Genomic DNA, 25,326 nt, shown 5'->3' on the forward strand with positions numbered 1-25,326 from the left:
CTGAACGTCAGCCTGACATGCGCCCGCCTGCGCTCAGGCGGACAGCGGCATCTTCTCGATCAGCTTGTCGAGCGTGATCGGATATTCGCGCACCCGCACGCCGGTGGCGTTGTAGACCGCGTTCGCGACCGCCGCGGCGACCCCGCAGATACCGAGTTCGCCGACGCCCTTGGCTTTCATGGGCGAGGACAGCTCGTCTTCTTCCTTCAGGAACACGACTTCCTGGTGCGGAATGTCGGCATGCACCGGCACCTCGTAGCTGGCGAGATCGTGGTTGGCGAAGAAGCCGAGGCGCTTGTCGACCACCAGGTGTTCCATCAGCGCACCGCCCACGCCCATGGTCATGGCGCCGATTACCTGGCTGCGCGCCTGCTTGGGATTGAGGATGCGGCCGGCCGCGCACACGGCCAGCATGCGCCGCACCCGCATTTCACCGGTCACCGGGTCGACCGCCACTTCGACGAAGTGGGCGCCGAAGGTCGAGAGCTGGTTCTTCTTGTCGAGGCCACCGGAGAATTCGATCGTGTCCTCGGCCACCAGCTCGCCGCCGGCAGCGGCCTGCGCCAGCGGCAGGTCGCGCCCGCCCGCACGGACGGCGCCGTCCACGAACTCGGCATCGCGCTCGTTGACGCCGAGTTTGGCCGCCACCAGTTCGCGCAGCTTGGCGCAGGCGGCGTACACGCCCGACGTCGAGCTGTTCGCGCCCCATTGGCCGCCCGAGCCGCTCGACGCCGGGAAGCTGGAGTCGCCCAGGCGCACCTCGACCCGCTCGAGCGGCACGCCCAGCATCTCGGCCGCGGTCTGGCCGATGATGGTGTAGCTGCCGGTGCCGATGTCGGTCATGTCGGTTTCGACGATCACCTTGCCGTCCTGCGCGAGGCGCACCCGCGCCGCCGACTTCATCACCGGGCTGTTGCGGAAGGCCGAGGCCACGCCGTAGCCGATCAGCCAGCGGCCTTCGCGCGTCTGTCCGGGCTTGGGATTGCGCTTGTTCCAGCCGAACTTGTCGGCGCCCATGCGCATGCACTCGACGAAGCGGCGCTCGGAAAACTTGCGGATCGGCTTCTCGGGATCGACCTTGGTGTCGTTCAGGATGCGGAACTGCACCGGGTCGATGTTCAGTTTTTCGGCCATCTCGTCCATCGCGACTTCGAGCGCCATCATGCCCGGCGCCTCGCCCGGGGCGCGCATCGCATTGCCCTCAGGCAGGTCGAGCAGGGCGACGCGCGTCGTTGTCATGCGGTCGGCGCCCGCGTACAGCAGGCGGGTCTGCTGGGTCGCCACTTCCGAGCTGCCCTTGGGCAGGTTGCCGTTCCATGACTCGTGGCCGATGGCCATGATGCGACCGTCGCGGCCGGCGCCGATGCGGATGCGCTGGATCGTGGCCGGGCGGTGGGTGGTGTTGTTGAAGATCAGGTGACGGTGCAGCGCCACCTTGACCGGACGCTTGGCCGCGCGCGCGCCGAGCGACGCCAGCACGGCGTCGGCGCGCAGGAACAGCTTGGAGCCGAATCCGCCGCCGACATAGGGCGAGATCACGCGCACTTTCTCCTTCGGCATGCCCAGCGTCTTGGACAGGTCCTGGACGCACCAGTTGATCATCTGGTTCGAGGTCCAGACCGTCAGCTTGTCGCCCTCCCAGACCGCGGTGGACGCATGCGGCTCCATCATCGCGTGCGACTGGTCCGGGGTGGTGTAGGTGGCGTGGAGTTTCACGGGCGCGGTATCGAAGCCGCGCTGGAAGTTGCCGGCGCTGGAGTCGGCCGGGTCGTCTTCCCAGTCCGGCTTGACCGCCTTGTTCTTTTCGGCGGCCAGGTCGAAGCGGCCTTTTTCCTCGACGTACTTCACGCGCACCAGGTGGGACGCGGCGCGCGCCTGCTCGAAGGTCTCGGCCACCACCAGGGCCACGGCCTGGTGGTAGTGCTCGATCTTCGGGCCGGCCAGCAGGTGGGCGACGTTCTTGTCGCCCTTGCCCAGCTTGCCGGCATTGGCGGCCGTGACCACGGCCAGCACGCCGGGCGCGCGGCGCGCGGCCTCGATCTCGATCGAGGCGATGCGGCCCTTGGCGATGCCGGAGCCGACCACGAAGCCGTGGGCGGCGTTCGGCACTTCCTTGTGGTGCTCGTAGGCGTAAGGCGCCGTGCCGGTGCACTTGAGCGGACCATCGATGCGGTCAAGCGGCTGGCCGACATAGCGCTGGCGGTCGATGGGATTGGTGGTGGCTGGAGTAGTGAATTTCATGGGATCAGCCTTTCTTCGCTGCTGAAACAGAGGTGGCCAGTGCGTCGGCCAGGGTACGGTGCACCAGGGCCACCTTGAAGGCATTGTCGTCGGTGGTGCGGGCGCCGGCCATCAGGCGGTCGGACACCGCCTTGGCGCCTTGCGCCATCTGGCGCTCGGCCTCTTCGACCCGCCATGGCTTGTGGGCCACGCCGCCGACCGCCACGCGTCCGCTGCCGTCGGGCAGGATCACGGTGGCGACCGACACCAGGGCAAAAGCGTAGGAGGCGCGGTCGCGCACCTTGCGGTAGGCGTGCACGCCGCCCAGCGGCTTGGGCAGTTTGACGGAAGTGATCAATTCGCCCGGCTCGAGCACGGTCTCGATATGCGGCGTGTTGCCCGGCAGGCGGTGGAAGTCGGCGATCGGGATGCTGCGCATGCTGCCGTCGGCCTTCACGGTCTCGACCTCGGCGTCGAGCAGGCGCATGGCGATGGCCATGTCGCTCGGGTGGACGGCGATGCAGGCGTCGCTGGCGCCGACCACGGCGTGGTGGCGGGTGTAGCCGCCGATGGCGGCGCAGCCGCTGCCCGGCTGGCGCTTGTTGCAGCGCTGCGCCGTATCGTAGAAATAGGGGCAGCGGGTGCGCTGCAGCAGGTTGCCGGAGGTGGTCGCCTTGTTGCGCAACTGGGTCGAGGCGCCCGCCAGCAGGGCGCGCGACAGCACGGCGTAATCCTTGCGCACGCGCGCATCGGCCGCCAGGTCGGTGTTGCGCACCAGCGCACCCACGCGCAGGCCGCCGTCCGCTGTGGGTTCGATCTGGTCGAAGCCCAGGCCGTTGACGTCGACCAGGGTGGTCGGGGTCTCGATCTCGAGCTTCATGAGGTCGAGCAGGTTGGTGCCGCCGGCGATGAAGCGGGCGTTCGGGGTGCGCGCGACGAGCTCGGCGGCTTGACCCGGCGAGGTGGCGCGCTGGTAGGTGAATGCCTTCATGCCTTGACCCCTCCCACTTCGGTGATTGCGTCGATGATGTTCGAGTAGGCGCCGCAGCGGCAGATATTGCCGCTCATGCGTTCGCGGATCTCTTCCACGGAGAGCAGGGGCTTCGCATTCAGGTCCGCGGTCACGTGGCTCGGAATGCCCTGGCGGATTTCCTCGATCACCGACACGCTGGCACGGATCTGCCCGGGGGTACAGTAGCCGCACTGGTAGCCGTCGTGCTTGATGAAGGCGGCCTGCATCGGATGGAGCTTCTCTGGCGTGCCGAGGCCCTCGATGGTGGTGATTTCGGCGCCTTCGTGCATGACCGCCAGCGACAGGCAGGAATTGATGCGGCGGCCGTCCATGATGACGGTGCAGGCGCCGCACTGGCCCTGGTCGCATCCCTTCTTGGAGCCGGTCAGATGCAGGTGCTCGCGCAGCGCGTCGAGCAGGCTGGTGCGGGTGTCCAGCTGCAGCGTCACCTGCTTGCCGTTGACGGTGAAGGTAACGCCGGTGGTGACTGGCTCGGGAGTGGTGGTCGCGGCAGCCGCTGGTGCGGCCTGCTGGGCGTGCGCGCCTGGTACGGCCGCGGTCGATACCGACAGGGCGCCGGCGATCAACAGGTCGCGTCGGGTGAGCTTGACGTCGCTGAATTGGTCCATGCTTGTGGCTTCCTTCTCTTGAGTACGTTGCCCACGCCCGTTCTTGGCGTAAAGACGTCGGCGCCGACAGGTGTGGAAGGGCTTGCGGAATTGTCGAATTGATTCTAAGTCAGCTGTCGGGAAGGCCGCGTTCCCTTGAAACTTGAAGTATCTGTGGGCTGCGGGCATCAGCCGCCAGCGTACGCAGGCTGGCGGCGACGGCGACGGCGACGGCGACGCGGGCGCCATGCGCGCCGACCTGCGGCGCGGGCCGGTGCGGTGAGGCGTAAGGAGGAACCAGGCTATTGCTGAAGGACGTATTCGCCCGGCGCGGGCGCCATGTCTGGCAGCGGCGCCGGCGGGGGTACATGCTTGCCGGCATGGCGGGCAAGCCATTGCTCCCAGGTGGGCCACCAGCTGCCCTCGAGCTGGGGCACGCGCGCCAGCCAGCGGTCGGGATCGACGTACGGGTCGTCATGGCGGTGCACGGCAACCTGGTAGCTGCGGTTGGGGCTGCCCGGCGGAGAAACCACGCCGGCATTGTGGCCGCCGCTGGTGAGAATGAAGGTGACCTCGGTGTCGGTCAGCGGGATGATCTTGTACACCGAGCGCCATGGCGCGACGTGGTCGGTGAGCGTGCCGACCGCGCAGATGGGCACGTCGATGTCGCTCAGCGAGACGGGCCGTCCGCCGGCCAGGTAACGCGAGCTGGCCAGGCTGTTGCGCAGGAACAGGCGGTGCAGGTATTCGGTGTGCATGCGGTAGGGCATGCGGGTGGCGTCGGCATTCCAGGACATCAGGTCGCTCTCTTGCTCGGGCAGGTCGAGCAGGTAGTGGCGCAGGCGCCGCGACCAGATGAGGTCGTTGGAGCGCAGCAGCTGGAAGGCGCCGGCCATCTGGCGCGTGTCGAGGTAGCCCTGCTGCCACATGGCGGCCTCCAGGAAGCTGACCTGGCTGTCGTCGATGAACAGCGACAGCTCGCCGGGCTCGGTAAAGTCGACCTGGGCCGCCAGCAGCGAGATGCTGGCCAGGCGCCGGTCATGGTCGCGCGCCATGGCGGCGGCGGCGATCGCGAGCAGGGTGCCGCCCAGACAATAGCCCGCTGCATTGATCTGGCTGGCGCCAGTCTGGGCCACGATGGCGTCGAGCGCGGCGGTGATGCCCAACTGGCGGTAATCGTCCATGGTGAGGTCGCGGTCATCGGCTTGCGGGTTCTTCCAGGACACCATGTAGACGGTGTGTCCGTGCTCGACCAGGTAGCGCACCAGGGAGTTGTGCGGCGACAGGTCGAGGATGTAGAACTTCATGATCCAGGCCGGCACGATCAGGAGCGGCACTTCGTGCACGGCGGTGCCGGCCGGATCGTAGCGCAGCAGCTCGATGAGCCGGTTCTGCATCACCACCTTGCCCGGCGTGACGGCGACGTCACGCCCCGGCCGGTGCTTGACCACGCGCGGCTTGCCCGCGAGCAGGCCTTGCACGTCGCGCCAGGCGCGCATGGCGCCATTGACCAGGTTCATTCCGCCGCTGGCCAGCACGGTGCGCTGCACGACCGGATTGGTGGTGACGAAGTTCGACGGCGCCACGCAGTCGAGCAGCTGGCGCGCGACGAAGGTGACGACGTCGGCATGGTGCGGCGCGACGCCGCGCACGGTGGAGGTAGCGCGGTGCCACCATTGCTGGCTCATCAGGAAGCCCTGGCTGAGCTGGCGCCAGGGCGCGGTGCTCCAGGCCGGATCGACGAAACGCTTGTCCTGGGCCAGTGGCCGTACCGGGTCGACCGCATGGCCGGCCGGCGTGGCAAGGTATTGCAGCCAGCGCTGCCAGCCGAGGACGGCGTCGGTGGCCAGCTCATGCTGCTTGTCGGGCGACATCAGGAGGTGGCTGGCCCAGTCGAACCAGGCCAGGCCGAGCGCGGCCGGCGACAGGTTGCCGGTGATGCGCCCGAGCCAGGCCCACAGCACCAGGTCGGCATGGACTTGCCCGCCGCCGGCGATCCGCGCATGGCGGTGGGTGCCGCCGAGCCAGGCACTGCCTTCGAGCCGGCGCGTGCTGTCGGCGGCATCGGGGCGGGGGGTGGGGCGGGTATCGGGCGCCATGGCGGAGGCTGGCGACATGCTGCGGCGTTCAGTGCGCGATCAGGAGCGGCGTGGTGCTGCCCGCCAGCAGCGCACGGGTGACGCCGCCGAGGACGAACTCGCGGTAGCGGCTGTGGCCGAAGGCGCCCGTGACCAGCAGCCCGGCATCGTGTTCGCGCGCCAGCTTCAGGAGCGCCTCGCCGGTGCTGCTGCGCGTGGTCTCGATGACGACATCGACCTTGACCCCGTGGCGCGCCAGGTGCAGCGCCATGTCCGCGCCCGGTTCTTCCCCATGCATCTCGGCCATGGCGCCGGGATTGACGAGCGCGAGCTTGGCGGCATCGGCCTGCCGCAGCAGGGGCAGGGCGGCGCTGATGGCGCGGATCGCCTGCATGCTGCCATCCCAGCCGACGACGGCGGTGCCGGGCAGGGGGCGTTCTTTCCAGCCGGGCGGCACCACCAGCACGGGACGCGCGCCGTGCAGCGCGACGTATTCGGGCAAGCCGCGCGCCTGCATCGGGATGCCCGGCACCACGATCGGTTCGGCGTCGCGGCTGACGATCACGAGGTCGGCGTAGCGCGATTCGAGCAGCAGGGCGTAGCGGGCGTCGTCCTCGAGCATGCGCGTTTCGAAACTGTTGACGCCGAGGCGCTGGACCGCGGTGCTGAATTCTTCGAGCCGCGCCTCGACCGCCTCGCGCACCCCGTTGAAATCGGATTCGGGCATCATCGGCGCGCCCATCGAGCCGACCAGCAGCGAATATTCGAACCAGGAGATGCCGGTGGCGGCGCTGCCGACGAGGTGGGCGTCGAAGGCATTGGCCAGCATGGCGCCGGCGCGCAGGCGCGCCTCTTGCTCGGGACTGCCGTCGACGTGAACCACGATGGTCTTGTACATGCTCGTTCCTTTCTTTCGCGCAATGCGCACTCGGGCGGATGGACGTGCCGGTATCCGCCGCTGGAGCAGGACCGTGGACGGCATCTGACCTATGTGCTTGGATTACTTGAAGTCCACTTTATTCCCACGCGGGGTGCGTGTCAGGAATGTGGTTGATGTGAATCAAAAACTAAGAAAGAAGGGAGACTGAACGCGAGTAAAAATTGTCCTGTATGCGTACGACTGCTCTGACGCAAGGACGCGGTGCCGATTACCTCTTTCAGGCCTTGTGACCGCGCGGAATGGCCGCATACTTATGTCATTACCGGCGATGTGGTCGGTTCTCTTGTGTCTCCATCTCGGCCCTGCCGAGGACTCGGTCGTTGCCTGCTTCGTGCGGCAGCGGCCTTTTTTTATGTCGTGTGCTCAGGTGGAGATGCCTGGGGTGCGTGCTGCGGCAAGGTCTGGCTCGGTGCAAGGGGACGGTTCGGCAGGAACTGTCCTAACGGCGTGTGCGGCCGGGTCGCCCGGCGCGAGCATTTCCCAGTTCGTGCTGACCAGATCGAGAACCATTTCCTCTTGCCGCCCGCAGCAGGTGCAGGTGCGCTGGCCTCGGGATGCGTTGTACTGCCAGGAATGGGTCGTGATCAGCGCGCCTGCGATGGCGGACAACACCGATTTTGATGCCGAAAAAAATCCCATGATGCTCACCAGAAGTTAACTTGGTCAGCGTAATACGGAACTTGTAACTATGCAAGATTTTGAACGGGCAATGGCACCGTTCGGTCGCTTTCGGCTACTCGGGTGTTGTGAAACGCCATACCCCACGCTGGCGGCCAGCAGTGCCGGCCTGCCGGTCACGGCGCTCCCCGGCTCCGCCGGCTGCGCAGGCTGGGCCGCCAGCGGCCAGCGACTCGACGTAGTGCACCGCGCTGACGTCGCCGCGCGCGAACAGCTGGCCGCCGCCAGGGTTCGCGCGCCTGCGCGGGCAAGACTGGAATACCCAACGAAATCAGGTCCTCGAGCATGCGAACTCTCGTGACCAGATCATCCGCGCTCGACATGGTGCTCGTTGGGGGCGGCCAGCCCGGTCGTTTCAACAGTCCCGATCCGTCAGGCGAAGCCCAGCATGCCGGCGCCGGCGAGCGTGACCAGTGCCGGCGCCACTTTCTGCAGGCGTGCATTGCGTCCGGCCAGCCAGCCGATGGCCATCAGGCCCATGCTCATGCAGAGTGCGCCGGCCGCTGCGGCGAGGCCGGCCGTTTCCTGTCCGTGCGCATGGCCATGCACCAGGCTGAACGCGCCTGCGAGGACCAGGCCAAGGACTGCCGGCAGCCGCGTGGCGCCAAGGCCCATCAGGCCCGCCACCAGCACGCTCGCCGCGAGCAGCGGCTCCACTGCGGGCAGCGCCAGGGGCGCGAACGCACCCACCGCCATGGCGGCGCAGACCGTTGCCAGCGCCTTGCGGGGGATGGCGGCGGCGCAGCTCCACAGCCCCAGCCCAAGCATGGCCAGCCAGTGGTCCAGCCCGAGCAGAGGGTGGACGAGGCCGGCGGCAAAGCCCCCGCTGGCGTGACCCGGGTGTGCCCAGGCGCTGCCGGCGGAGATCAGAATGGCCAGGATGCTCAGGTTGCTCAAGCGTTTCATGCTGCGTGCTCCTCGTTGACGGCGTCCAGCAGACCCTGTTCGCGGATGAAGGCGACAATGTCGTCCACGCCGGCGCCTGTGCGCAGATTGGTAAACACAAAGGGCCGGTCGCCGCGCTGGCGGCGCGCGTCGGCGGCCATGATGTCGAGATTGGCGCCCACATGCGGGGCAAGGTCGGTCTTGTTGATAATCAGCAAGTCCGAACGCGTGATGCCCGGCCCGCCCTTGCGCGGAATCTTTTCTCCGCCGGCCACGTCGATGACGTACAGGGTGAGATCCGACAGTTCAGGGCTGAAGGTGGCCGCCAGGTTGTCCCCGCCCGACTCCACCAGGATGAGTTCAAGGCCGGGAAAGTCCGCCTGCAGCCGTGCGATGGCTTCGAGGTTGATCGAGGCGTCTTCGCGGATGGCTGTGTGGGGGCAGCCCCCGGTCTCGACCCCCATCAGGCGCTCCGGCGGCAGTGCCCCGGCGCGCAGCAGGATCTCCATGTCTTCGCGGGTGTAGATATCGTTGGTGATGACGGCCATGTCGTGCCGGTCGCGCATCGCCCTGCAGAGCTGCTCGCACAGCGCCGTCTTGCCCGATCCGACCGGGCCGCCGATTCCCACGCGCAGGGGATTCGATTGCATGCTTGCTCCTTTCATGATCACGACCGGTACAGCCGGCCGCTCTGGATTTCGTGGTACATGGACAGCTGGGCCAATCCCGGCGCCCAGCTCGATAATTCGTCGTCAGGCAGCGAGCGCGCCTGCGCGGCCGCCTGCTCGATCGCCGGCCTCAGCCCCAGCAGCAGGCGTTGCCCGGCCACCTGGCCGAGCGGGATCGATTTCACGCACACCAGCACCTGGTTCTCGGTCCACGAGAACAGCATCGCCAGCAACGCTTCCTCATGCGGCACCCCCAGCGCATGCACGGCTTGCGCCAGCGCGGCGGGCAGGCAGGTGTCGCGCATCGGGCCGGATGGAACCAGATTCAGTTCCATGAGCAGCCGGGTCAGCGAGTAGCCCATCTGCACCGTTTCCGCACGCAGCTCCGCGCTTTCGCGCGAGGCCAGGTAACGCGCGTTCCATTGCCAGAATGCTTCGCTGCCCCCGGCGCTGTCCTCAGCGCCATTGCCGCTGCTATTGCCAATCCTGCAGGCGGCCAGCAGGCGCCAGAACACGGCGCCGTCCCATGGCGCCAGCACATCGCCCAGCTGGCGCGCCAGATAGCGCGCCGCGCTGTCCGGACACCGCACGCTGCCGCGTTCGATGGCCGTTTCGAGGCCTTGCGAATAGCTGTACGCGCCGATTGGCAGCGACGGGCTGGCCAATTGCAGCAGGTGCAGCAGGGCCGTCCCGTTCACGCGCTCTCCGCGTCGCCCGGGCGGTGGATTTTCTGGCGCAGCGGAACAGGGGCAAGCAGGTGGCGCGATTCGTGGCCATGGGCGTGGCCGTGGCCACCGCCATACGCCCCGGGCTCCGGATGGAACGCCGCATGCTCTTCTGTTACGGTGGCGCCCAGGCCGGCCAGCATGTCGCGCAGCACCGGATCGGCGCGGATGCGCAGGTGGTCGACGCCGATCTGCACCTGGCCGTGGCGGTTGCCGAGGTGGAACGCGCAGCGCACCAGCGCTTGTGGATCGTGTGCGCTGACGCGGTAGGTTGCTTCCATCGCCGCGCGGACGCGCACCACCGCGCCTTCCGGTCCGGTGAGCAGGTCGCCGTCGCGCAGCACCGAGCCGCGCGGCAGGAACAGCGCCGCCGCTGCGCCCGACGCGAGCGAGAGACGCAAGCGGCAGCGCTCGCGCTGGTCGTAGGCCAGCACTGCTTCATCAGTGACATGCGCAGTGACATGCGCGGTGGCATGGTCGGCCCGCTCGAGGCGGGTATGCAGGGTCAGCATCGGATAGTCCTCCAAAATACGCCTCAAAACAGAAAGTAGCGCTGCGCCAGCGGCAGCTCGGTGGCCGGTTCGCAGGTGAGGAGCTGGCCGTCGGCGCGCACCTCGTAGGTTTCGGGGTCCACCTGCATGACGGGGGTGGCGCTGTTGTGGATCATGTCGGCCTTGGCCAGGCCGCGCGTGCCGCGGATCGGCAACACCGTCTTCGTCAGCTGCAGGCGCTGCGCGATGCCGTCGTCGAACGCCGCCTGCGAGACGAAGGTCACGGACTTTTTCAGTCCGCCGCCGAATGCCCCGAACATCGGCCGGTAGTGCACCGGCTGCGGCGTCGGAATGGACGCATTCGGGTCGCCCATCTGCGCCATCGCGATCATGCCGGCCTTCAGGATCATCGACGGCTTGGCCCCGAAGAACGCCGGCTTCCACAGCACCAGGTCGGCCAGCTTGCCGACCTCGATCGAGCCCACTACGTGCGCTACGCCGTGGGTGATGGCCGGATTGATCGTGTATTTCGCGATGTAGCGCCGGACGCGGAAGTTGTCGTGGGTGGCCGCCGGCGCGTTCGGCGCGTTGGGGTCCGCCAGGTGGCCGCGTTGTACTTTCATTTTGTGCGCGCTTTGCCAGGTGCGCAGGATGACTTCGCCGACGCGGCCCAGTGCCTGGGAGTCGGAGGACATCATCGAGATGGCGCCCAGGTCGTGCAGGATGTCTTCGGCGGCGATGGTTTCGCGGCGGATGCGCGACTCCGCAAATGCCACGTCCTCCGCGATGGACGCGTCGAGGTGGTGGCAGACCATCAGCATGTCCAGGTGCTCGTCGAGCGTGTTGACCGTGTACGGGCGGGTCGGGTTGGTTGACGAGGGCAACACGTTGGCCTCGCCGACGGCCGCGATGATGTCCGGCGCATGCCCGCCGCCCGCGCCTTCGGTGTGGAAGGTATGGATAGTGCGGCCCTTGAACGCGCCGAGCGTGCTTTGCAGGAAGCCGGCCTCGTTGAGCGTATCGGAGTGCAGCGCAACCTGCACGTCGAAGCGCTCCGCAACGGCCAGGCAGTTGTCGATGGCCTGCGGCGTGCTGCCCCAGTCTTCATGCAGCTTCAGGCCCACTGCGCCGGCCCTGATCTGTTCTTCGAGGGGGCCCGGCAGGCTGACGTTTCCCTTGCCCATGAAACCCAGGTTCATCGGAAAGGCATCGGCCGCCATCAGCATGGAATGGATATGCCAGGGACCGGGTGTGCAGGTCGTCGCCGCCGTGCCCACCGCCGGCCCGGTGCCGCCGCCGATCATGGTGGTGACGCCACTCGTGAGCGCTTCTTCGATCTGCTGCGGGCAGATGAAGTGGATGTGGGTATCGACGCCCCCCGCGGTGACGATATGGCCTTCTCCTGCAATGATTTCGGTCGCCGCGCCGATGGTCATCGTCACGCCGGGCTGGATGTCGGGATTGCCGGCCTTGCCGATGGCCGCGATGCGTCCGTCCTTCAGTCCGATATCGGCCTTGACGATGCCCCAGTGGTCGACGATGACCGCATTCGTGATGACGGTGTCCATGACGTCCGCATGCAGCCGTTGCGACTGACCCATGCCGTCGCGAATGACCTTGCCGCCGCCGAATTTGACTTCCTCGCCGTAGTGGGCTGCGGCGTAGTCGTGTTCGATCTCGATGAACAGCTCTGTATCGGCCAGGCGGATGCGGTCGCCCACGGTGGGACCGTACATCTCGGCGTAGGCCTGGCGCTTGATGGTGGCCATCTCAGTTCTCCGCCAGTGGGGGCAAGGCGCCCATCACCTGGCCATTGAAGCCGTAGACTTCGCGCGCCCCTGCCAGTGCGATGAGCTCGACCGTGCGGTGCTGGCCGGGCTCGAAGCGCACTGCCGTGCCGGCGGCAATGTTCAGGCGCATGCCGAGCGCGGCGGCGCGATCGAAGCGCAGCGCCGGATTGACCTCGGCGAAATGGAAATGCGAGCCGACCTGCACCGGGCGGTCGCCACTGTTGGCCACACGCAGCGTGAGCGCAGGGCGACCGGCGTTGAGGACAATGTCGTCCTCGCGCAGGATGGTTTGACCAGGAATCATGGACTCAACCTCAAACGATCGGGTGGTGGACGGTGACGAGCTTGGTCCCGTCCGGAAACGTGGCTTCGACCTGGATGTCGGGGATCATCTCCGGCACGCCCTCCATCACGTCGCTGCGCGCGAGGATCTGTGTGCCTTCGTACATCAGCTCGGCGACGCTGCGGCCATCGCGCGCGCCTTCCATGATGGCTGCCGAGATCAGTGCCACCGATTCCGGATAATTCAGCTTCAGCCCGCGTGCGCGGCGCCGCTCCGCCAGCAGGGCGGCGGTGAAGATCAACAGCTTGTCTTTTTCTCTTGGTCTCAGGTCCATGTCGGTACTGTGCAAGGGTGAGGTCAGGTGGCCCAGATGCGGGGATCGAGCGCCGGGCGGCCAATCAGGTGCGGGCGCAGCAGCTGCCAAGCGCGCGTCATCACCCGCCGCGCGCGTTCGCTGTCGCTGCATAGCAGGCGCGCCATGAAAACGGATTTGAGCTGGCTGGCCCCGAGCGCAGGGTCAAGTGCGCGGATCTGCGCCAGGAGTAGAGCGGGGAGCGCCGGCCCGACTGCCGTCAGGGTGGCGCAGACGGTCTGGCCATCGAGCCCGAACTCACCATTGAGTGCTTCCGAACCGGCGCGCAGGCGTGCCTGCTCGTACCACAGCAGCTGGCTGCCGCACCAGATCTCCGAATGCAGGCGCAGCTGGCCACGTTCGAAGCGCTCGCCGCTGGCCTGCCGGCCGAAGCACATCACGTCGCAGCCGATATAGCGGGCGCCAAGGCCAAGCTGCACGATGTGGCGCTGCGCCGCCCGGGCGCCGTTGAAGTAGATGGTCTCTTGCGGCATCCATTCGAGCGCCGCGCCGTCGCCGGCCGATAGCTGTACCGACTGGGTCGCTTCGCCGTCGTCGCCGCGATACCACTTGGCCGCACCTGGAGAAGTCAGGAAGGCGTGCGCCGCCGGGCCGACCCTGGTGTCGATCTGGAGCCGGTCGCCGGCGCGGATGCCCGCTGGAGGATGCACCACGATCGCGTGAGCGGTCTGGATGCCTTCCGGATAAAGCGGCTTCTGCACGCGTAGCGGTCCGTGATGGCGGTTGCGAGCCAGGACGCTGGCGCCGCCTTTGAAGGCGATTTCCAGTTCCAGGCTGGCCAGCCACCCGGTGGCGGAGGCACTGTGGTGAGTCTGTTCATCTCGCATGAGATGGTAGGTAGCATTTTCCGTGCCACTTTCGGGCATGTCGACAACCTGATGCGCGTTGCGTTGCGTTGCGGTCGGGCCGCGCAGCCCCGCCGCTTGTGACGGTTTTTCGAGGGCCCCTTCCAGTAACAGGTGCGTCTCTTCGTAGTGCAAGGTCCCGGCGTCGGCACCGAGCAGTGCACTTGGGCCGGGCGAAATGATGTGGAAATGCATCGAACGGTCAGTTCTGGTGCGCCTCGTGTCATCTACACACTATTTTCGTGCGTCGCAAGGTGCTGGGCATCCTGGCGCACCTTGTCGACGCATCATGAAGATAGCCGACCTGTTTCCGGTGTTTCTCCCTCTGCGAGGCTTTGTTGCGCAAATCAGGCTGGGGCAGCGTAATATCCGCAGGTCTGGTAGCCCGAACGGACGTAACCAGCTCCGCAGAAGTACCGCACGACCAACTGGAAGACGTACAACGAAGCGTTGAGGTCACGCGGCTCGCTGCTCATCTGGCTGGACCCGATGAAGTGGCACGGCCAGCCAAGCAGCAAACGCGGGCGCAGCCAGACGTTCAGCGACGAGTCGATCGAGTTCTGCCTGAGCATCAAGTGCCTCTTCAATTTACCACTACGCCAGGCCATGGCATGGCGCAAGCCTGCTGCGCCTGGCTGGGCTCGACTGGCCGGCGCCGGGCTACAGCACGGCAAGCCGGCGGCAAAAGACGCTACAGGTGGCCATCGCCTTGCGCGCCGCGCATGCCATTATCGCGATCCGCAAGAACGCTAAGCCCTGGAGGGCGAACCGCTGCGGTGCCGATGCACGTAACGATATCCTGCGGACAACAAAAAGGGTGGGGCGGGCAATATGGAAGAGGTGGAGCGGCAACCACCGGCGTAGCCTTGTCGAAACCAGGATGTGCTGTTTCGAGCTGCTGGGCGAAGGTGTCATGGCACGCGACTTTGACCGTCGGGTCGCCGAGCTACAAGTGGAAAAGGTGTCAGATATGGCCCTGTCGCTTTCACTCGCCGATGTCCAGGCCGACGCTGCGGCGATCCGCACCGCCGCGAGCGAGTCGGCCACCATCCAATCCACCCTGGCGCCGGGCATGACGGCGCTCACCAAGGAGCTGCGCAGCGCGAAGCTCCTTGTCGCTGATTGATGCCCTGATCCTGTCCGGGTGTGCGACCTCGACGCCACCATCGACGCCGCCAACCAGGCCGCCGCTCGATAGCGCGCGGGCGGCGCGGTGCCCGGTGACCGAGCACCCGGTCGCCGCCGACTACGACGTCTGGCAGGCCTGGGCCTTCGAGCTGCTGCGCCAGTATGCTGAGTGCGCGGCTCGCCACGTGAAGACCGTGCAGGCCAGGTCGAACTAGGGTGCCCATCGCCAGGCGATGCCGGCCGGTGGAGTCACGTTAGAGGCCAGAACCAGATCGTATCCGAGTCCCAAAAGCAGACTCGAGCGCAATCCTGGAAAGTTCCGCCGGGCTTGTGCACGACCAGGTCGATGTGTCCGCCGTGGCCTCCGCCAATGCGGAAGAACGACACCACGCCTGTACGCGAGCCGATTCCATTGCGCGCCGCCTGCTCACCTTGATAGACCTCGGGAGTGCCCCACTGCTGCCGCAGTATGTTCGACAGCTTGGCCTGGCCCGGCTCAATGTATTTGCCCTTGAGGGGCGCCGGCCTTCGCCTTCATGCGCGCGCCGGGCAAACTCACCCCGGCCATGAGCAGGCCATAGCTCATGCGGATCGCGCAGGTGTCGTTGTAGGCCTTGTTGTCGATGAGGTCATTCCAGCCAATATCGGCATACAGGTGTTCACGCGTTGTGCGACGGGGATAGTGCATCATCACGCTGAGCAGTGGCGGCCTCATGACGTCCTCCCTTTGACCGGGCACGGGTAGATCTTGGCCAAGGCAGCCACGACCAACGGCGCGGCGCCTTTCTTCAACTGGTCCGCCGGCAGCGACTTCATTTGCTCAGCGGCCAGGTAGCTGAGCTCATGCCCAACGTGCTGGCCAGCCGGGCACCAGAGCAAACCGACCGTGCCATCCATGACGCCATCCATGTAGCCCATCGCGCGCTCACGACGCATCGAAGCAGCGCCGTTGTCAGGCGCGGCCAAAACGTCCCGAACGAACTTCTCGCCGGTTAAGGTTGGGGTGTAGGGTGCGGCAAGCAACTCGACCGGCAGCAGAGCCGCCAGTAGAGCCACCGCGCATGTCGTCATCCGCTGTTGTCGAGCCATCGTGTCCTCCCAAGTTGGAAAGGCCATCGTGGCCGATGCGCTGCGTGGGTGAATTGGTTGGCGTCAACAATAAAGCGAGCGCGCAGGAGCCGCTTTGTCGAGTCTGCCTCAGCCGGACGCCGGTAGGGCGTTAATCTTGACCTCGGGTTCAATCATTGGGCGGCGCTCCGCTGGGTGCGTTAGCACGCGGTTGAGAACGGTGCGTGGCACGCCGGCGCCGATAAGCATCTGCTCCGCATTTGCCAGCCCGATCAACGGCAGCAGGGTGAGGGTAACGTCGACGTGGCTGGCGGCCATGAGGTCGGTTCGGGCGCACATCAGGGTAGCGTAGTGGACCGATCGGCGCCGGCAGCGACCCAGGTCAAGCAAGCGCACTGGCATACTGTAAAAATGCATAGCCAAGCGGAGCAGCTTCGTCGGCTCGGCCAAAAGCGTGATGAGCGGGAATACTTGACGGCACGGTCCGTGCGAGGGCGACCTAACGATGGTCGCCGCGTTGCTCGTGACAAAGTCGAGGGGCGCCCCTGTACCTTCCAGCGCGCCAAGGACAAGTAAGTGTGGTTTTCGATTCGCTATAACCGTTTCGCAACCAAGGTTTTTGCGAAACCACTTCGATTTTGCGGAACTACAATCGGAGCAAGCCTCTCAGTGAGAGCCTTGTAAACACTGGTGCCCGGAGCCGGAATCGAACCGGCACGCCATTGCTGGCAGCAGATTTTAAGTCTGCGGTGTCTACCAGTTTCACCATCCGGGCAACGCCCGCGATTCTAGCACAGGCGTGCTCAAGTCGGAGCAGTTCGGCAACTTTATCCCCCGATCAGCCCCCGTATTGCGGCATGATTGCCCGCCCATCCCTCCCCAAACGGTCTCTTGCATCTTTGGAACCCTCGCCGGATGGTGTAGCATGCCAAACGGCGTCATCCATGACGCCGCCCCAGGCAAGACTAGCAAGGACAAGAATTGGACATCAAGATCAACGACGAGCTGCGGTCCTTCGTCGACCCGCTCACCGACATCGAATACGCCGCGCTCGAGCGCAGCCTGCAGACCGAGGGCTGCCGCGACGCGCTGGTGCTCTGGCGCGACACGCTGATCGACGGCCATAACCGCTACGAGATCTGCACCAAGCACGGCATTCCGTTCCGCACCGTTCACAACAACAACTTCGCCTCGCTCGAAGACGTGATGCTGTGGATGATCGACAACCACCTGGCGCGCCGCAGCGTGTCGGACTTCCAGCGCGGCGTGTTCGCGCTGCGCAAGAAGGAAATCGTCGCCGCGCGCATGGCCGAGCATCCGCCGGCGGAGGAGGGCGACGACAACGCCCCGGCCGACCCTGCCACGCCGCCCTGGAACACGCGCGAGGACGTCGCGCGCGCGGCGCGGGTGTCGAGCAATACCATCAGCCAGATCGAGCGCATCCAGAAGGCCGCCACCCCGCAGCTGCGCGAGGCTGTCCGTACCGGCGCCATCTCGATCAACGCCGCCGCCAACGTGGCGCAGCTGCCGCAAGAGCAGCAGATCGCCGCCGTCGCCGGCGGCCGCAAGGAGTTGCAGCAGGCCGCGCGCCAGGTGCGCGAGCAAAAGATGGCCAGCCGTCCGAAAAAGGAAAAGGCCGAGCTCGATCCGGAAGACGAGCTCGCGGCCCTGCGCAAGGAAGTGGCGAGCCTGAAAGACCGCCTGGCCACGCTGCTGACCGACAACCAGCGGCTCAAGCAGCGCCTGGCCAATGCCGGCCTGGCCGACGACTGACACGACCTGAAGGAAGACCATCGATGCGCATGCCACGTTCGTTCACGCCGGCCCTGCTCGGCGCTCTCCTGGCCGCTGCGGCCGCCCCAGGGCTCGCCGTTGCGCAGAGCAAGGCGCCTGCCGGCGCCGCGCCGGTCGCGCCCGCCGCGCAACCCTTCAGTGCCGCCGAGGTCGCGCGCTGGAAGGCGAGCGCGCACCGCGTGACGATCATGCGCGACAAATGGGGCATTCCGCACATCCATGGCGGCACCGACGCCGATACCGTGTTCGGCATGCTGTACGCCCAGGCCGAGGATGATTTCAATCGCATCGAGCTCAATTACATCAATGCGATGGGGCGCCTGGCCGAGGTCGAGGGCGAAAAGGAAATCTGGCGCGACCTGCGCATGAAGCTGTACATCCAGCCGGCCGACATGCAGGCCAAGTACGCCGCCAGCCCGGTGTGGCTGAAGAACCTGATGAATGCCTTCTCCGATGGCCTGAACTACTACCTGCATACCCACCCCGAGGTCAAGCCGAAGCTCCTGACCCGCTTCGAGCCGTGGATGGCCCTGACGTTCAGTGAAGGCAGCATCGGCGGCGACATCGAGTCGATCGACCTCAAGGAACTGGAACGCTTCTATGGCAAGCGGCCGGTGCTCGCCGGCGGCGGCCTCGACAAGGGTTTCGACCCCGAGCCGCGCGGCTCGAACGGCTTCGCCATCGCCCCCAGGCGCTCGGCCAACGGCCATGCGCTCCTGATGATCAACCCGCATACCTCGTTCTATTTCCGTCCCGAGGTGCATATGATCAGCGACGAGGGACTCAATGCCTACGGCGCCGTGACCTGGGGCCAGTTCTTCATCTATCAGGGTTTCAACGACAAGCTGGGCTGGATGCACACCTCGGGCGGCGGCGACGTGATCGACGAATACCTCGAGACCGTGGTCGAGCGCGATGGCGAGTTCTTCTACAAATACGGCAAGCACGAAGGCCGGATGCGGGTTGCCCAGATCAACGTGCCATACAAGACGCCGAACGGCGGCATGGCCAGCCGCAGCGTCACCGCCTATTTCACCCACCACGGCCCGGTCGTGCGCCAGGAGGGCGATAAATGGGTGTCGGTCAAGATGATGGACGATCCGCTCAATGCGCTGACCCAGTCCTATACGCGCACCAAGGCGCGCGACTACAACGCGTTCTACAAGGCCATGGAGCTGCGCACCAATTCCTCGAACAATACGGTGTACGCCGACGGGCAGGGCAATATTGCCTACTTCCACGGCAATTTCATTCCGAAGCGCGATCCGCGCTTTGACTGGACCCGGCCGGTCGACGGCAGCAATCCGGCCACCGAGTGGCAGGGCTTGCACGAGATCAAGGAAACGATCACCCTGCTGAACCCAGCGAGTGGCTACATCTCCAACACCAACAACTGGCCGTGTAATGCGGCCGGTGCCGGCAGCAGCCCGAAATGCGCCAGCTACCCGGCCTATATGTGGTCGTTGCCCGAGAATGCCCGTGGCCGCAATGCCGACCGTGTGTTCAAGGACGCGAAGGCGCTCACTATCGACGGGCTGATCGCGGCGTCGTACGACACGCGCCTGGCCGCGTTCGAGCCGGTGGTGCCGGCCGTGGTGGCCGATCATGCGGCGCTGCCCGAAAGCGATGCGCGCAAGGCCGGTCTGGCGGAACAAATCGCCGTGCTGCGCGACTGGAACCTGCGTTACGCGATCGATTCGGTGCCGACCTCGCTCGCGATCTATTGGGGGCAAGAGATGGTGGCGGAGCATGGGGCGCGTGCGCGTGCCGACAGCATCCCGGCGGTCGACTACATCGCTGCTCGCCTGAGCCCGGCCGATCGTCTCGATGCGCTGGTGCGCGCCTCGAACAGGCTGCAGGCCGACTTCGGCGACTGGCGCACGCCGTGGGGCGAAATCAACCGCTTCCAGCGCCTCAGCGGTGACGTCGACCAGCAATACGACGACGGCAAGCCGAGTATCCCGGTGGCGTTCGCCTCGGCCAACTGGGGTTCGCTGGCCTCGTTCGGCATGTCGGCCAAGCAGAAGACCAAGCGCATTTACGGCGATCGCGGCAACAGCTTCGTCGCGGCGGTGGAGTTCGGCCCGCGCATCAAGGCCAAGAGCATCCTGGCCGGCGGCCAGAGCGGCGATCCGCGCTCGCCGCACTTCAACGACCAGGCGGCGATGTATGCGCGCGGCGAGTTCAAGGACGTACTGTTCTACAAGGAAGACATCGAGCGTAACCTGGAACGCAAATACCATCCGGGCCAGTAGTGCCTGCCGCGGCAGCATGACAGCCACCACAGAAAGGACCTCGTGGAACTGAGCGAAAAGCAGAAGATGTTGGCTGGCATGCCATACCATGCGAGCGATCCCGAATTGCGCGCCGAGCAGCACGCCACGGCGGCCTGGTTGGCGCGCTACAACGCGGCACTGGGCGAACCGGCCGGCTGGCCGGCGCTGCTGGGCGAACGGATCGCGCGCGCGGGGCAGGGAGCGACCGTGCGTCCGCCGTTTCACTGCGACTACGGCTGGCACATTACCCTCGGCGCGCGCGTCTTCATCAACTTCGATTGCGTGTTCCTCGACGTCGCGCCGATCACGATCGGCGACGATTGCCGCATCGGCCCGGGCGTGCATATCTATACCGCCGACCATCCGCGCGACCCGTCCCTGCGCCGCGCCGGCTTCGAATCGGGCCGGCCGGTCACGATCGGACGCAACGTCTGGATTGGCGGCGGCGCCATCATCCTGCCCGGCGTGACGATCGGCGACGACGCCATCGTGGGCGCTGGCAGCGTCGTCACCCATGATGTGGCGGCCGGCGCCCAGGTCGCGGGCAATCCGGCGCAGCCGATTTCGGGCTGATCACGCTCTTGTCTGGCGCCGGATGGCTGGCGGCGCCTGCTTCGGGCTTGTTTCGGGCTTGCGACGGGCTTGCTATAATCGCAGCTTCGCATCAAAGGACAGCAAGGCAGGACAGGGCAGTGGCCAAACTCTATTTCAGATACTCGGCGATGAATGCGGGCAAATCGACTGCCCTGCTGCAGGTCGCCCATAACTACGAAGAGCAGGGCCAGCAGGTCAAGCTCTACACGGCGGCGATCGACAACCGCTATGGCGTCGGCCTGATCACCTCGCGCCTGGGCGCCCAGCGCCATGCGGAGGTGTTCGATGCCGACACCAATTTCCTTGAGCAAGTGTCGGGCGTGGCTTGCCTGCTGGTCGATGAATCCCAGTTTCTCACCAGCGCCCAGGTCGGTCAGCTGCACCAGCTGGCCCAGGTGCGGGGCGTGCCCGTCATCTGCTACGGGCTGCGCAGCGACTTTCGCGGCGAGCCGTTCCCCGGCTCGGCCTACCTGCTGGCGCTGGCCGACGATATCGAGGAAATCAAGAATATCTGCACCTGCGGCAAGAAAGCGACCATGAATATCCGCGTCGACGAACAGGGGCGCCGCATCCGCGAGGGCGAGCAGGTCAGCATCGGCGGCAACGAGCGCTACCGTCAGGCCTGCGGGCGCTGCTTCTACTCGGCCTGAGCCCGCCATGTCGTTCGGTTGCGGCGCCTGGCTCCCCGCCGCCGCCTGCGCCGCGGCCGGGCCCGCGCTCGACATCGCTCTGTACCTGATCCCCTCGGCCGCGCTGGCCGTGCTGCTGTGGATCGCCTCCAGCGCACATCCCGCCTTTTTCGTGTTCACCGCCGCTGGCACCCTGTGCCATGAGCTTGCCCACTTCTCAATGGGCTTGCTGACCAATGCCGAGCCGGTAGGGATGAGCGTCGTCCCGCGCCGGATCAAGCGGCCAAAAGGACGCCAACCCGGCGGCCACAACTGGGAACTCGGCTCGGTCACCTTTGCCAACCTGCGCTGGTACAACGCGGCCCCGGCCGCGCTGGCGCCGCTCTTGGTGCTGCTGGTGCCGCTGGGCGTGGCGTGGTGGCGCACGCGCGGGGGGCTGGACTTCGCGCCGGCCGACCTGGCCATCATGTTCTTCCTCGCGCCCCAGTTCCTGTCATTCTGGCCATCGCCGGTCGACTGGAAGCTGGCGGCCCGGTCCTGGCCCTGGGCGCCACTGCTGGCGCTGGTCGCGGCATGCTGGTATTGCAAGGATGCGGTGCTGGGGCTTATCAAGGCGTAAATACCGCGCAAAAAATGGCTTACGGCAGACTTAATTCCCGGCGATTTCGGCGTTTTCGGCGGGACAAGCCGCCTCTGGCGCCGGGTTCTATCCTGTAGAATGGACCGTAAAGCGCGGTATGGCTGGCTTATCGATATATGGTCATGTCGCATCCGCAAGGAATTCCGTTCGGAGAAACGCAGAATGAAGAAGCACGTGCTCATCGCAGCCCTGGCATTTGCCATGTCCGCCCACGTGGTGACCGCGCAGCCCGAGAAATCGGCTGCCATCGCAACGCCCGCGGCGCCCGCCAAACCCCTCGATGCCAACAAGAAGGCCGCGCCGGCATCCCCCGAGATGAAGCCGATCGCCGCCCAGACCCAGGCCGCGCTGTGGGCTTCGCGCGTGCTGGGCCGCTATCACTACAGCCCGGTGCCGCTGGACGACGCGATGTCGGCCAAGATCTTCGACAATTACTTCGATGGGCTCGACGGCGAGAAGCTGTACTTCGTGCAGGCCGACCTGGATCGGTTTGCCGCGCTGCGCACCCAGATGGACGACGCCATCAACAACGAAGACCTGAACGCGCCGTTCGCCATCTACAACCTGTACCAGAAGCGCTTTGCCGAGCGCATGGCCTATGCACGCGGCCTGCTCAAGACCAATTTCGATTTCGGCGCCGACGAGACCATGGAACTCGACCGCGAGAAGGCGGCCTGGGCCAAGAGCGAGGACGACATCCGCGACCTGTGGCGCAAGCGCGTCAAGAACGACTGGCTGCGCCTCAAGCTGGCGGGCAAGGACGACAAGTCGATTCGCGAAACGCTCGATAAACGCTACGACAACTATGTCAGCCGCATCGGCAAGCTGAACAACGAGGACGTGTTCCAGATGTTCATGAATGCCTATGCGACCGCGATCGAGCCGCACACCAACTATCTCGGCCCGCGCTCGGCCGACAACTTCGACATCGCGATGCGCCTGTCGCTCGAAGGCATCGGCTGCGTGCTGCAGACGCGCGACGACTACACCATCATCCGCGAAATCGTGCCGGGCAGCCCGGCCGACAAGTCCGGCAAGCTGAAGGTCGGCGACCGCATCGTCGGCGTGGCCCAGGGCGACAAGCCGTTCGTCGACGTCCTGGGCTGGCGCCTGGACGACGTGGTGGCGCTGGTGCGCGGTGAGAAGGGCTCGACCGTGCGCCTGGATGTGATCCCGGGCGACGGCGGCGTGGACGCCAAGCACGTGACCGTGTCGATGGTGCGCAACAAGATCAGCATGGAAGAGCAGGCCGCCAAGAAGACGATCATCAAGGTCAAGGAAAACGGCGTCGAGCGCCGCATCGGCGTGATTTCGCTGCCGACCTTCTATCAGGATTTCGAAGCGCGCCGCAAGGGCGAGCGCGATTTCCGCAGCGCGACCCGCGACGTCGAACGCATCCTCGCCGAGCTCAAGAAAGAGAAGGTCGACAACGTCCTGATCGATTTGCGCAATAACGGCGGCGGTTCGCTGATCGAGGCGGTCGAGCTGACCGGCCTGTTCATCGACAAGGGCCCGGTCGTCATGCAGCGCACGGCCGAAGGCCGGGTCGAAGTCGAGAGCGACACCAAGCCGGGCCTGGCGTGGGATGGTCCGATGGGCGTGCTGATCAACCGCGGTTCGGCCTCGGCGTCCGAAATCTTCGCGGCGGCGATCCAGGATTACGGCCGCGGCCTTGTGATCGGCGAGCCGAGCTTCGGCAAGGGTACGGTCCAGACCCTGATCGACCTCGACCGCTTTGCGCCGAACGAGAAGATGCGCTACGGCGAGCTGAAGATGACCATTGCCCAGTTCTTCCGCATCAATGGCGGCACCACTCAGTTGCGTGGCGTCACGCCGGACATCAAGCTGCCGGTGCTGACCGATATGGACACCTTTGGCGAATCGTCCTACGACAATGCGCTGCCATGGGTGGCGATCAAGCCGGCGCAATACATGCCGCTGGGCGACCTGAAGGAGCTCGTCGCACCGCTGCAGAAGCGCCATGAAGAACGCATCGCCAAGGACAAGGACTTCCAGTTCCTGCAGGAAGATATCAACGAGGTGCTCAAGCTGCGCAAGGAAAACGTCATCTCGCTCAACGAGGTCGTGCGCCGCAAGGAACGCGACGCCCAGGATGCCCGCTCGAAATTGCGCGAAGCGCGCCTGGCGGGCACGTCGGCCACGCCGGACGAGCCCACCAGCGGTCCGGGCAGCGCCGAGAAACGCGCCGAGGCGCCGGATCCGACCAAGCCCGAGAAGTCGGTGGTCGCCCTGCGCGGCACGCCGCGCCAGGACGATGGCCTGCAAGCCGACGAGCGCAATCTCCAGGCCGAACTGGCAGCAGAGAAGGCGGCCAAGGATGCCAAGGACGTGATGCTGCAGGAAGCCGCGAATATCCTGGCGGATGAGGTCGGCATGTTGAAGACCGATACCCGGATGGCGTCACGCGTCATGCCATATATGACCGTGGTCGAAAGCAAGTAAGTACGCCGACAACACGCCGCGCCGCAGCGTGAAGGCCGCACCGTGACTGGTGCGGCCTTTTTTATTGGTCTCCAGCAAACAGGCCTTGCCGTACCTGGCCGACCTGTTGGCAAGGCAATCATGGTGACCGGCGGACGTTCGTGTGTCTGTTAAAAGTACATGTTCTTTAGGCAAGCATCTAAAGGAAATGAAATTGCTTTAAAGATCACAGAATTGGCATGAGAAAACTATCACTCGACAATAAGATCGCATGCACGATTTGCAGATAGTTAATAGATAGGTATTTTTAGTTTGTGATACGATAACTCTGCAGTTGCAAAAACAATAATCCTTACTTAACTCAGGAGTTATCTCTATGTCAACACGTCACCTCGTTGTTGCTGCCCTTTTGGCCTGTGCCGGTGCAGCCCAGGCCGAAGTCGTCTCCACGACAGGCTTCCAGAATGGATGGACCGCCGGTAACGGCACCAGTGTGATCGGTTCCGGCGTGCTCGGCAGCGACGTCAGCCTGGTTGGCGGCGTCGCGCACGGCTCCAACGGCAACCTGATCGGCATGGCAAGCGCCAGCCTGTCGTCCGCGGACGCACAGCAGCTCTTCGTTCAGCAAGGTATCGACGCCTCGTACGTGCTGAGCGCCGGTAACGGCCTGCTGGCAGCGCGTTATGGTAACTCGGTCTCTGTCATCAACGATGGCGATGGCGTGAGGATCGTGGCTGGTCAGAATGGCGGCGCCCCAGCCGTCGGCGGTAGCACTGGCGGCGGCGCCGCGGTGGGTGGCAGCGTCGCAGTGGGTGGCGGCAGCGCCACCCCGGCCGCGCCAGGCTCGGGCAGCGCCAGCGGTGGCGGCAGCGTGACCGTCCCGGTGGCGGATGCCGAACCGATCTTCGCCCTGCCAAGCCAGGACCAGATCGGCGCACTGCCGAACCAGGTCAATGCGGTGCCGGAACCAGGCACCATCGCGCTGATGATGGCCGGCCTGATGGGCGCTGGCGTGTTCTCGCGCCGCCGCAACGCTAAGCAGTAAATGGCTTGCCGGCCCGGGCGCTTCCCGCCCGCGCCAGGTGCGCTGATCCGCGCTGCCCAGGCTTGGCGGCGCGGCTGATTCGGGTACAATCCTTGTGAACGATCGTGCTATTCA

Annotated in this window: 26 protein-coding genes, 1 tRNA gene and 1 pseudogene; 9 read left to right on the forward strand and 19 right to left on the reverse strand. The window is 65.8% G+C overall.

Going from position 1 to position 25,326, the window contains the following annotated elements; translation table 11 throughout:
• Positions 1–33: 33 nt before the first annotated feature.
• The 14 genes from paoC to ABIB38_RS14075 form a co-directional block, all read right to left on the reverse strand.
• A complete protein-coding gene (gene paoC, locus ABIB38_RS14010; RefSeq protein ID WP_429204721.1) occupies positions 34–2,241 on the reverse strand; it encodes an aldehyde oxidoreductase molybdenum-binding subunit PaoC in 2,208 nt (735 codons plus the stop codon).
• A gap of 4 nt (positions 2,242–2,245) precedes the next feature.
• Positions 2,246–3,211: an FAD binding domain-containing protein gene (locus ABIB38_RS14015; RefSeq protein WP_429204722.1), complete on the reverse strand. Its 966-nt coding sequence runs from the start codon at positions 3,209–3,211 to the stop codon at positions 2,246–2,248.
• Positions 3,208–3,861 carry an aldehyde dehydrogenase iron-sulfur subunit PaoA gene (gene paoA, locus ABIB38_RS14020; RefSeq protein WP_429204724.1) on the reverse strand — a complete coding sequence of 218 codons (654 nt, stop codon included), beginning with the start codon at positions 3,859–3,861 and terminating at the stop codon, positions 3,208–3,210. Before paoA ends, ABIB38_RS14015 begins: the two co-directional genes overlap by 4 nt.
• 281 nt (positions 3,862–4,142) lie before the next feature.
• On the reverse strand, positions 4,143–5,957 hold the full coding sequence (locus ABIB38_RS14025) for a PHA/PHB synthase family protein (RefSeq protein WP_429204725.1): 1,815 nt from the start codon (positions 5,955–5,957) through the stop codon (positions 4,143–4,145).
• 10 nt (positions 5,958–5,967) lie between these two features.
• Positions 5,968–6,816, reverse strand: coding sequence for a universal stress protein (locus ABIB38_RS14030; RefSeq protein ID WP_429204726.1), 849 nt, complete (start codon positions 6,814–6,816; stop codon positions 5,968–5,970).
• Between the two features lie 405 nt (positions 6,817–7,221).
• The gene (locus ABIB38_RS14035) at positions 7,222–7,497 is read right to left on the reverse strand and encodes a hypothetical protein (RefSeq protein WP_429204728.1); all 276 of its coding nucleotides are present in this window, start codon (positions 7,495–7,497) and stop codon (positions 7,222–7,224) included.
• Between the two features lie 411 nt (positions 7,498–7,908).
• Entirely contained in the window at positions 7,909–8,442 is a 534-nt protein-coding gene (locus ABIB38_RS14040) for a HupE/UreJ family protein (RefSeq protein WP_429204729.1), read from the reverse strand.
• Positions 8,439–9,071, reverse strand: coding sequence for an urease accessory protein UreG (ureG, locus tag ABIB38_RS14045; protein ID WP_429204731.1), 633 nt, complete (start codon positions 9,069–9,071; stop codon positions 8,439–8,441). The genes ABIB38_RS14040 and ureG overlap by 4 nt, the downstream gene beginning before the upstream one ends.
• Before the next feature lie 17 nt (positions 9,072–9,088).
• Positions 9,089–9,787, reverse strand: a complete 699-nt coding sequence (locus ABIB38_RS14050; RefSeq protein ID WP_429204733.1) for an urease accessory protein UreF — start codon at positions 9,785–9,787, stop codon at positions 9,089–9,091.
• Positions 9,784–10,326: an urease accessory protein UreE gene (gene ureE, locus ABIB38_RS14055; protein WP_429204735.1), complete on the reverse strand. Its 543-nt coding sequence runs from the start codon at positions 10,324–10,326 to the stop codon at positions 9,784–9,786. Before ureE ends, ABIB38_RS14050 begins: the two co-directional genes overlap by 4 nt.
• A gap of 23 nt (positions 10,327–10,349) precedes the next feature.
• Positions 10,350–12,074 carry an urease subunit alpha gene (ureC, locus tag ABIB38_RS14060; protein WP_429204736.1) on the reverse strand — a complete coding sequence of 575 codons (1,725 nt, stop codon included), beginning with the start codon at positions 12,072–12,074 and terminating at the stop codon, positions 10,350–10,352.
• 1 nt (position 12,075) lies between these two features.
• Positions 12,076–12,399 (reverse strand): urease subunit beta, encoded by a 324-nt coding sequence (locus ABIB38_RS14065; protein WP_429204737.1) that lies wholly within the window; start codon positions 12,397–12,399, stop codon positions 12,076–12,078.
• A 10-nt stretch (positions 12,400–12,409) separates the two neighbouring features.
• The gene (locus ABIB38_RS14070; RefSeq protein WP_429204739.1) at positions 12,410–12,712 is read right to left on the reverse strand and encodes an urease subunit gamma; all 303 of its coding nucleotides are present in this window, start codon (positions 12,710–12,712) and stop codon (positions 12,410–12,412) included.
• Positions 12,713–12,735: 23 nt separating this feature from the next.
• A complete protein-coding gene (locus ABIB38_RS14075) occupies positions 12,736–13,791 on the reverse strand; it encodes an urease accessory protein UreD (RefSeq protein WP_429204740.1) in 1,056 nt (351 codons plus the stop codon).
• Positions 13,792–14,046: 255 nt separating this feature from the next.
• On the opposite strand from ABIB38_RS14075, the pseudogene ABIB38_RS14080 reads away from it, so the two are divergent.
• Both ABIB38_RS14080 and ABIB38_RS14085 read left to right on the forward strand, forming a co-directional pair.
• Positions 14,047–14,551, forward strand: a pseudogene (locus ABIB38_RS14080) (transposase); the annotation flags it as partial.
• A 157-nt stretch (positions 14,552–14,708) separates the two neighbouring features.
• Positions 14,709–14,939, forward strand: coding sequence for a hypothetical protein (locus ABIB38_RS14085; protein WP_429204742.1), 231 nt, complete (start codon positions 14,709–14,711; stop codon positions 14,937–14,939).
• Between the two features lie 34 nt (positions 14,940–14,973).
• On the opposite strand, the gene ABIB38_RS14090 is transcribed toward ABIB38_RS14085, so the two are convergent.
• From ABIB38_RS14090 to ABIB38_RS14110, 5 genes are all read right to left on the reverse strand, one after another.
• Positions 14,974–15,225, reverse strand: a complete 252-nt coding sequence (locus ABIB38_RS14090) for a hypothetical protein (RefSeq protein WP_429204915.1) — start codon at positions 15,223–15,225, stop codon at positions 14,974–14,976.
• Positions 15,221–15,439: a hypothetical protein gene (locus tag ABIB38_RS14095; protein WP_429204744.1), complete on the reverse strand. Its 219-nt coding sequence runs from the start codon at positions 15,437–15,439 to the stop codon at positions 15,221–15,223. Before ABIB38_RS14095 ends, ABIB38_RS14090 begins: the two co-directional genes overlap by 5 nt.
• A complete protein-coding gene (locus ABIB38_RS14100; protein WP_429204746.1) occupies positions 15,436–15,813 on the reverse strand; it encodes a Rap1a/Tai family immunity protein in 378 nt (125 codons plus the stop codon). Before ABIB38_RS14100 ends, ABIB38_RS14095 begins: the two co-directional genes overlap by 4 nt.
• Before the next feature lie 108 nt (positions 15,814–15,921).
• On the reverse strand, positions 15,922–16,110 hold the full coding sequence (locus tag ABIB38_RS14105; protein ID WP_429204748.1) for a hypothetical protein: 189 nt from the start codon (positions 16,108–16,110) through the stop codon (positions 15,922–15,924).
• A gap of 370 nt (positions 16,111–16,480) precedes the next feature.
• Positions 16,481–16,567 (reverse strand) — tRNA-Leu (locus tag ABIB38_RS14110).
• A 206-nt stretch (positions 16,568–16,773) separates the two neighbouring features.
• Here ABIB38_RS14110 and ABIB38_RS14115 point away from each other — a divergent pair.
• The 7 genes from ABIB38_RS14115 (at position 16,774) to ABIB38_RS14145 (ending at position 25,212) form a co-directional block, all read left to right on the forward strand.
• A complete protein-coding gene (locus ABIB38_RS14115; protein ID WP_429204750.1) occupies positions 16,774–17,565 on the forward strand; it encodes a hypothetical protein in 792 nt (263 codons plus the stop codon).
• A gap of 23 nt (positions 17,566–17,588) precedes the next feature.
• Complete coding sequence (locus tag ABIB38_RS14120; protein WP_429204752.1) at positions 17,589–19,841, forward strand: penicillin acylase family protein; 2,253 nt, start codon at positions 17,589–17,591, stop codon at positions 19,839–19,841.
• 42 nt (positions 19,842–19,883) lie between these two features.
• Complete coding sequence (locus tag ABIB38_RS14125) at positions 19,884–20,435, forward strand: sugar O-acetyltransferase (RefSeq protein ID WP_429204753.1); 552 nt, start codon at positions 19,884–19,886, stop codon at positions 20,433–20,435.
• 119 nt (positions 20,436–20,554) lie between these two features.
• Positions 20,555–21,106, forward strand: coding sequence for a thymidine kinase (locus ABIB38_RS14130; protein WP_429204755.1), 552 nt, complete (start codon positions 20,555–20,557; stop codon positions 21,104–21,106).
• A gap of 7 nt (positions 21,107–21,113) precedes the next feature.
• Positions 21,114–21,704 carry a hypothetical protein gene (locus ABIB38_RS14135; RefSeq protein ID WP_429204757.1) on the forward strand — a complete coding sequence of 197 codons (591 nt, stop codon included), beginning with the start codon at positions 21,114–21,116 and terminating at the stop codon, positions 21,702–21,704.
• Between the two features lie 183 nt (positions 21,705–21,887).
• Positions 21,888–24,188, forward strand: a complete 2,301-nt coding sequence (locus ABIB38_RS14140; RefSeq protein ID WP_429204758.1) for a carboxy terminal-processing peptidase — start codon at positions 21,888–21,890, stop codon at positions 24,186–24,188.
• 355 nt (positions 24,189–24,543) lie between these two features.
• Positions 24,544–25,212, forward strand: a complete 669-nt coding sequence (locus tag ABIB38_RS14145; protein ID WP_429204760.1) for a PEP-CTERM sorting domain-containing protein — start codon at positions 24,544–24,546, stop codon at positions 25,210–25,212.
• Positions 25,213–25,326: the final 114 nt, after the last annotated feature.

The sequence above is a fragment of the Massilia sp. UYP11 genome (assembly GCF_050434805.1).
In the GTDB taxonomy this organism is placed as follows: Bacteria; Pseudomonadota; Gammaproteobacteria; order Burkholderiales; family Burkholderiaceae_D; genus Telluria.

What these genes read in the sequence shown, in the direction of transcription:
- ABIB38_RS14030 (WP_429204726.1), bottom strand. Translation starts at nt 6,816, where the DNA reads ATGTACAAGACCATCGTGGTTCACGTCGACGGCAGTCCCGAGCAAGAG.
- ABIB38_RS14070 (WP_429204739.1), bottom strand. Translation starts at nt 12,712, where the DNA reads ATGGACCTGAGACCAAGAGAAAAAGACAAGCTGTTGATCTTCACCGCC.
- ABIB38_RS14040 (WP_429204729.1), bottom strand. Translation starts at nt 8,442, where the DNA reads ATGAAACGCTTGAGCAACCTGAGCATCCTGGCCATTCTGATCTCCGCC.
- ABIB38_RS14100 (WP_429204746.1), bottom strand. Translation starts at nt 15,813, where the DNA reads ATGGCTCGACAACAGCGGATGACGACATGCGCGGTGGCTCTACTGGCG.
- ABIB38_RS14065 (WP_429204737.1), bottom strand. Translation starts at nt 12,399, where the DNA reads ATGATTCCTGGTCAAACCATCCTGCGCGAGGACGACATTGTCCTCAAC.
- ABIB38_RS14140 (WP_429204758.1), top strand. Translation starts at nt 21,888, where the DNA reads ATGAAGAAGCACGTGCTCATCGCAGCCCTGGCATTTGCCATGTCCGCC.
- paoA (WP_429204724.1), bottom strand. Translation starts at nt 3,861, where the DNA reads ATGGACCAATTCAGCGACGTCAAGCTCACCCGACGCGACCTGTTGATC.
- ureG (WP_429204731.1), bottom strand. Translation starts at nt 9,071, where the DNA reads ATGCAATCGAATCCCCTGCGCGTGGGAATCGGCGGCCCGGTCGGATCG.
- ABIB38_RS14015 (WP_429204722.1), bottom strand. Translation starts at nt 3,211, where the DNA reads ATGAAGGCATTCACCTACCAGCGCGCCACCTCGCCGGGTCAAGCCGCC.
- ureE (WP_429204735.1), bottom strand. Translation starts at nt 10,326, where the DNA reads ATGCTGACCCTGCATACCCGCCTCGAGCGGGCCGACCATGCCACCGCG.
- ABIB38_RS14105 (WP_429204748.1), bottom strand. Translation starts at nt 16,110, where the DNA reads ATGGCCGCCAGCCACGTCGACGTTACCCTCACCCTGCTGCCGTTGATC.
- ABIB38_RS14120 (WP_429204752.1), top strand. Translation starts at nt 17,589, where the DNA reads ATGCGCATGCCACGTTCGTTCACGCCGGCCCTGCTCGGCGCTCTCCTG.
- ABIB38_RS14035 (WP_429204728.1), bottom strand. Translation starts at nt 7,497, where the DNA reads ATGGGATTTTTTTCGGCATCAAAATCGGTGTTGTCCGCCATCGCAGGC.
- paoC (WP_429204721.1), bottom strand. Translation starts at nt 2,241, where the DNA reads ATGAAATTCACTACTCCAGCCACCACCAATCCCATCGACCGCCAGCGC.
- ABIB38_RS14025 (WP_429204725.1), bottom strand. Translation starts at nt 5,957, where the DNA reads ATGTCGCCAGCCTCCGCCATGGCGCCCGATACCCGCCCCACCCCCCGC.
- ABIB38_RS14095 (WP_429204744.1), bottom strand. Translation starts at nt 15,439, where the DNA reads ATGAGGCCGCCACTGCTCAGCGTGATGATGCACTATCCCCGTCGCACA.
- ABIB38_RS14075 (WP_429204740.1), bottom strand. Translation starts at nt 13,791, where the DNA reads ATGCATTTCCACATCATTTCGCCCGGCCCAAGTGCACTGCTCGGTGCC.
- ABIB38_RS14145 (WP_429204760.1), top strand. Translation starts at nt 24,544, where the DNA reads ATGTCAACACGTCACCTCGTTGTTGCTGCCCTTTTGGCCTGTGCCGGT.
- ABIB38_RS14135 (WP_429204757.1), top strand. Translation starts at nt 21,114, where the DNA reads ATGTCGTTCGGTTGCGGCGCCTGGCTCCCCGCCGCCGCCTGCGCCGCG.
- ureC (WP_429204736.1), bottom strand. Translation starts at nt 12,074, where the DNA reads ATGGCCACCATCAAGCGCCAGGCCTACGCCGAGATGTACGGTCCCACC.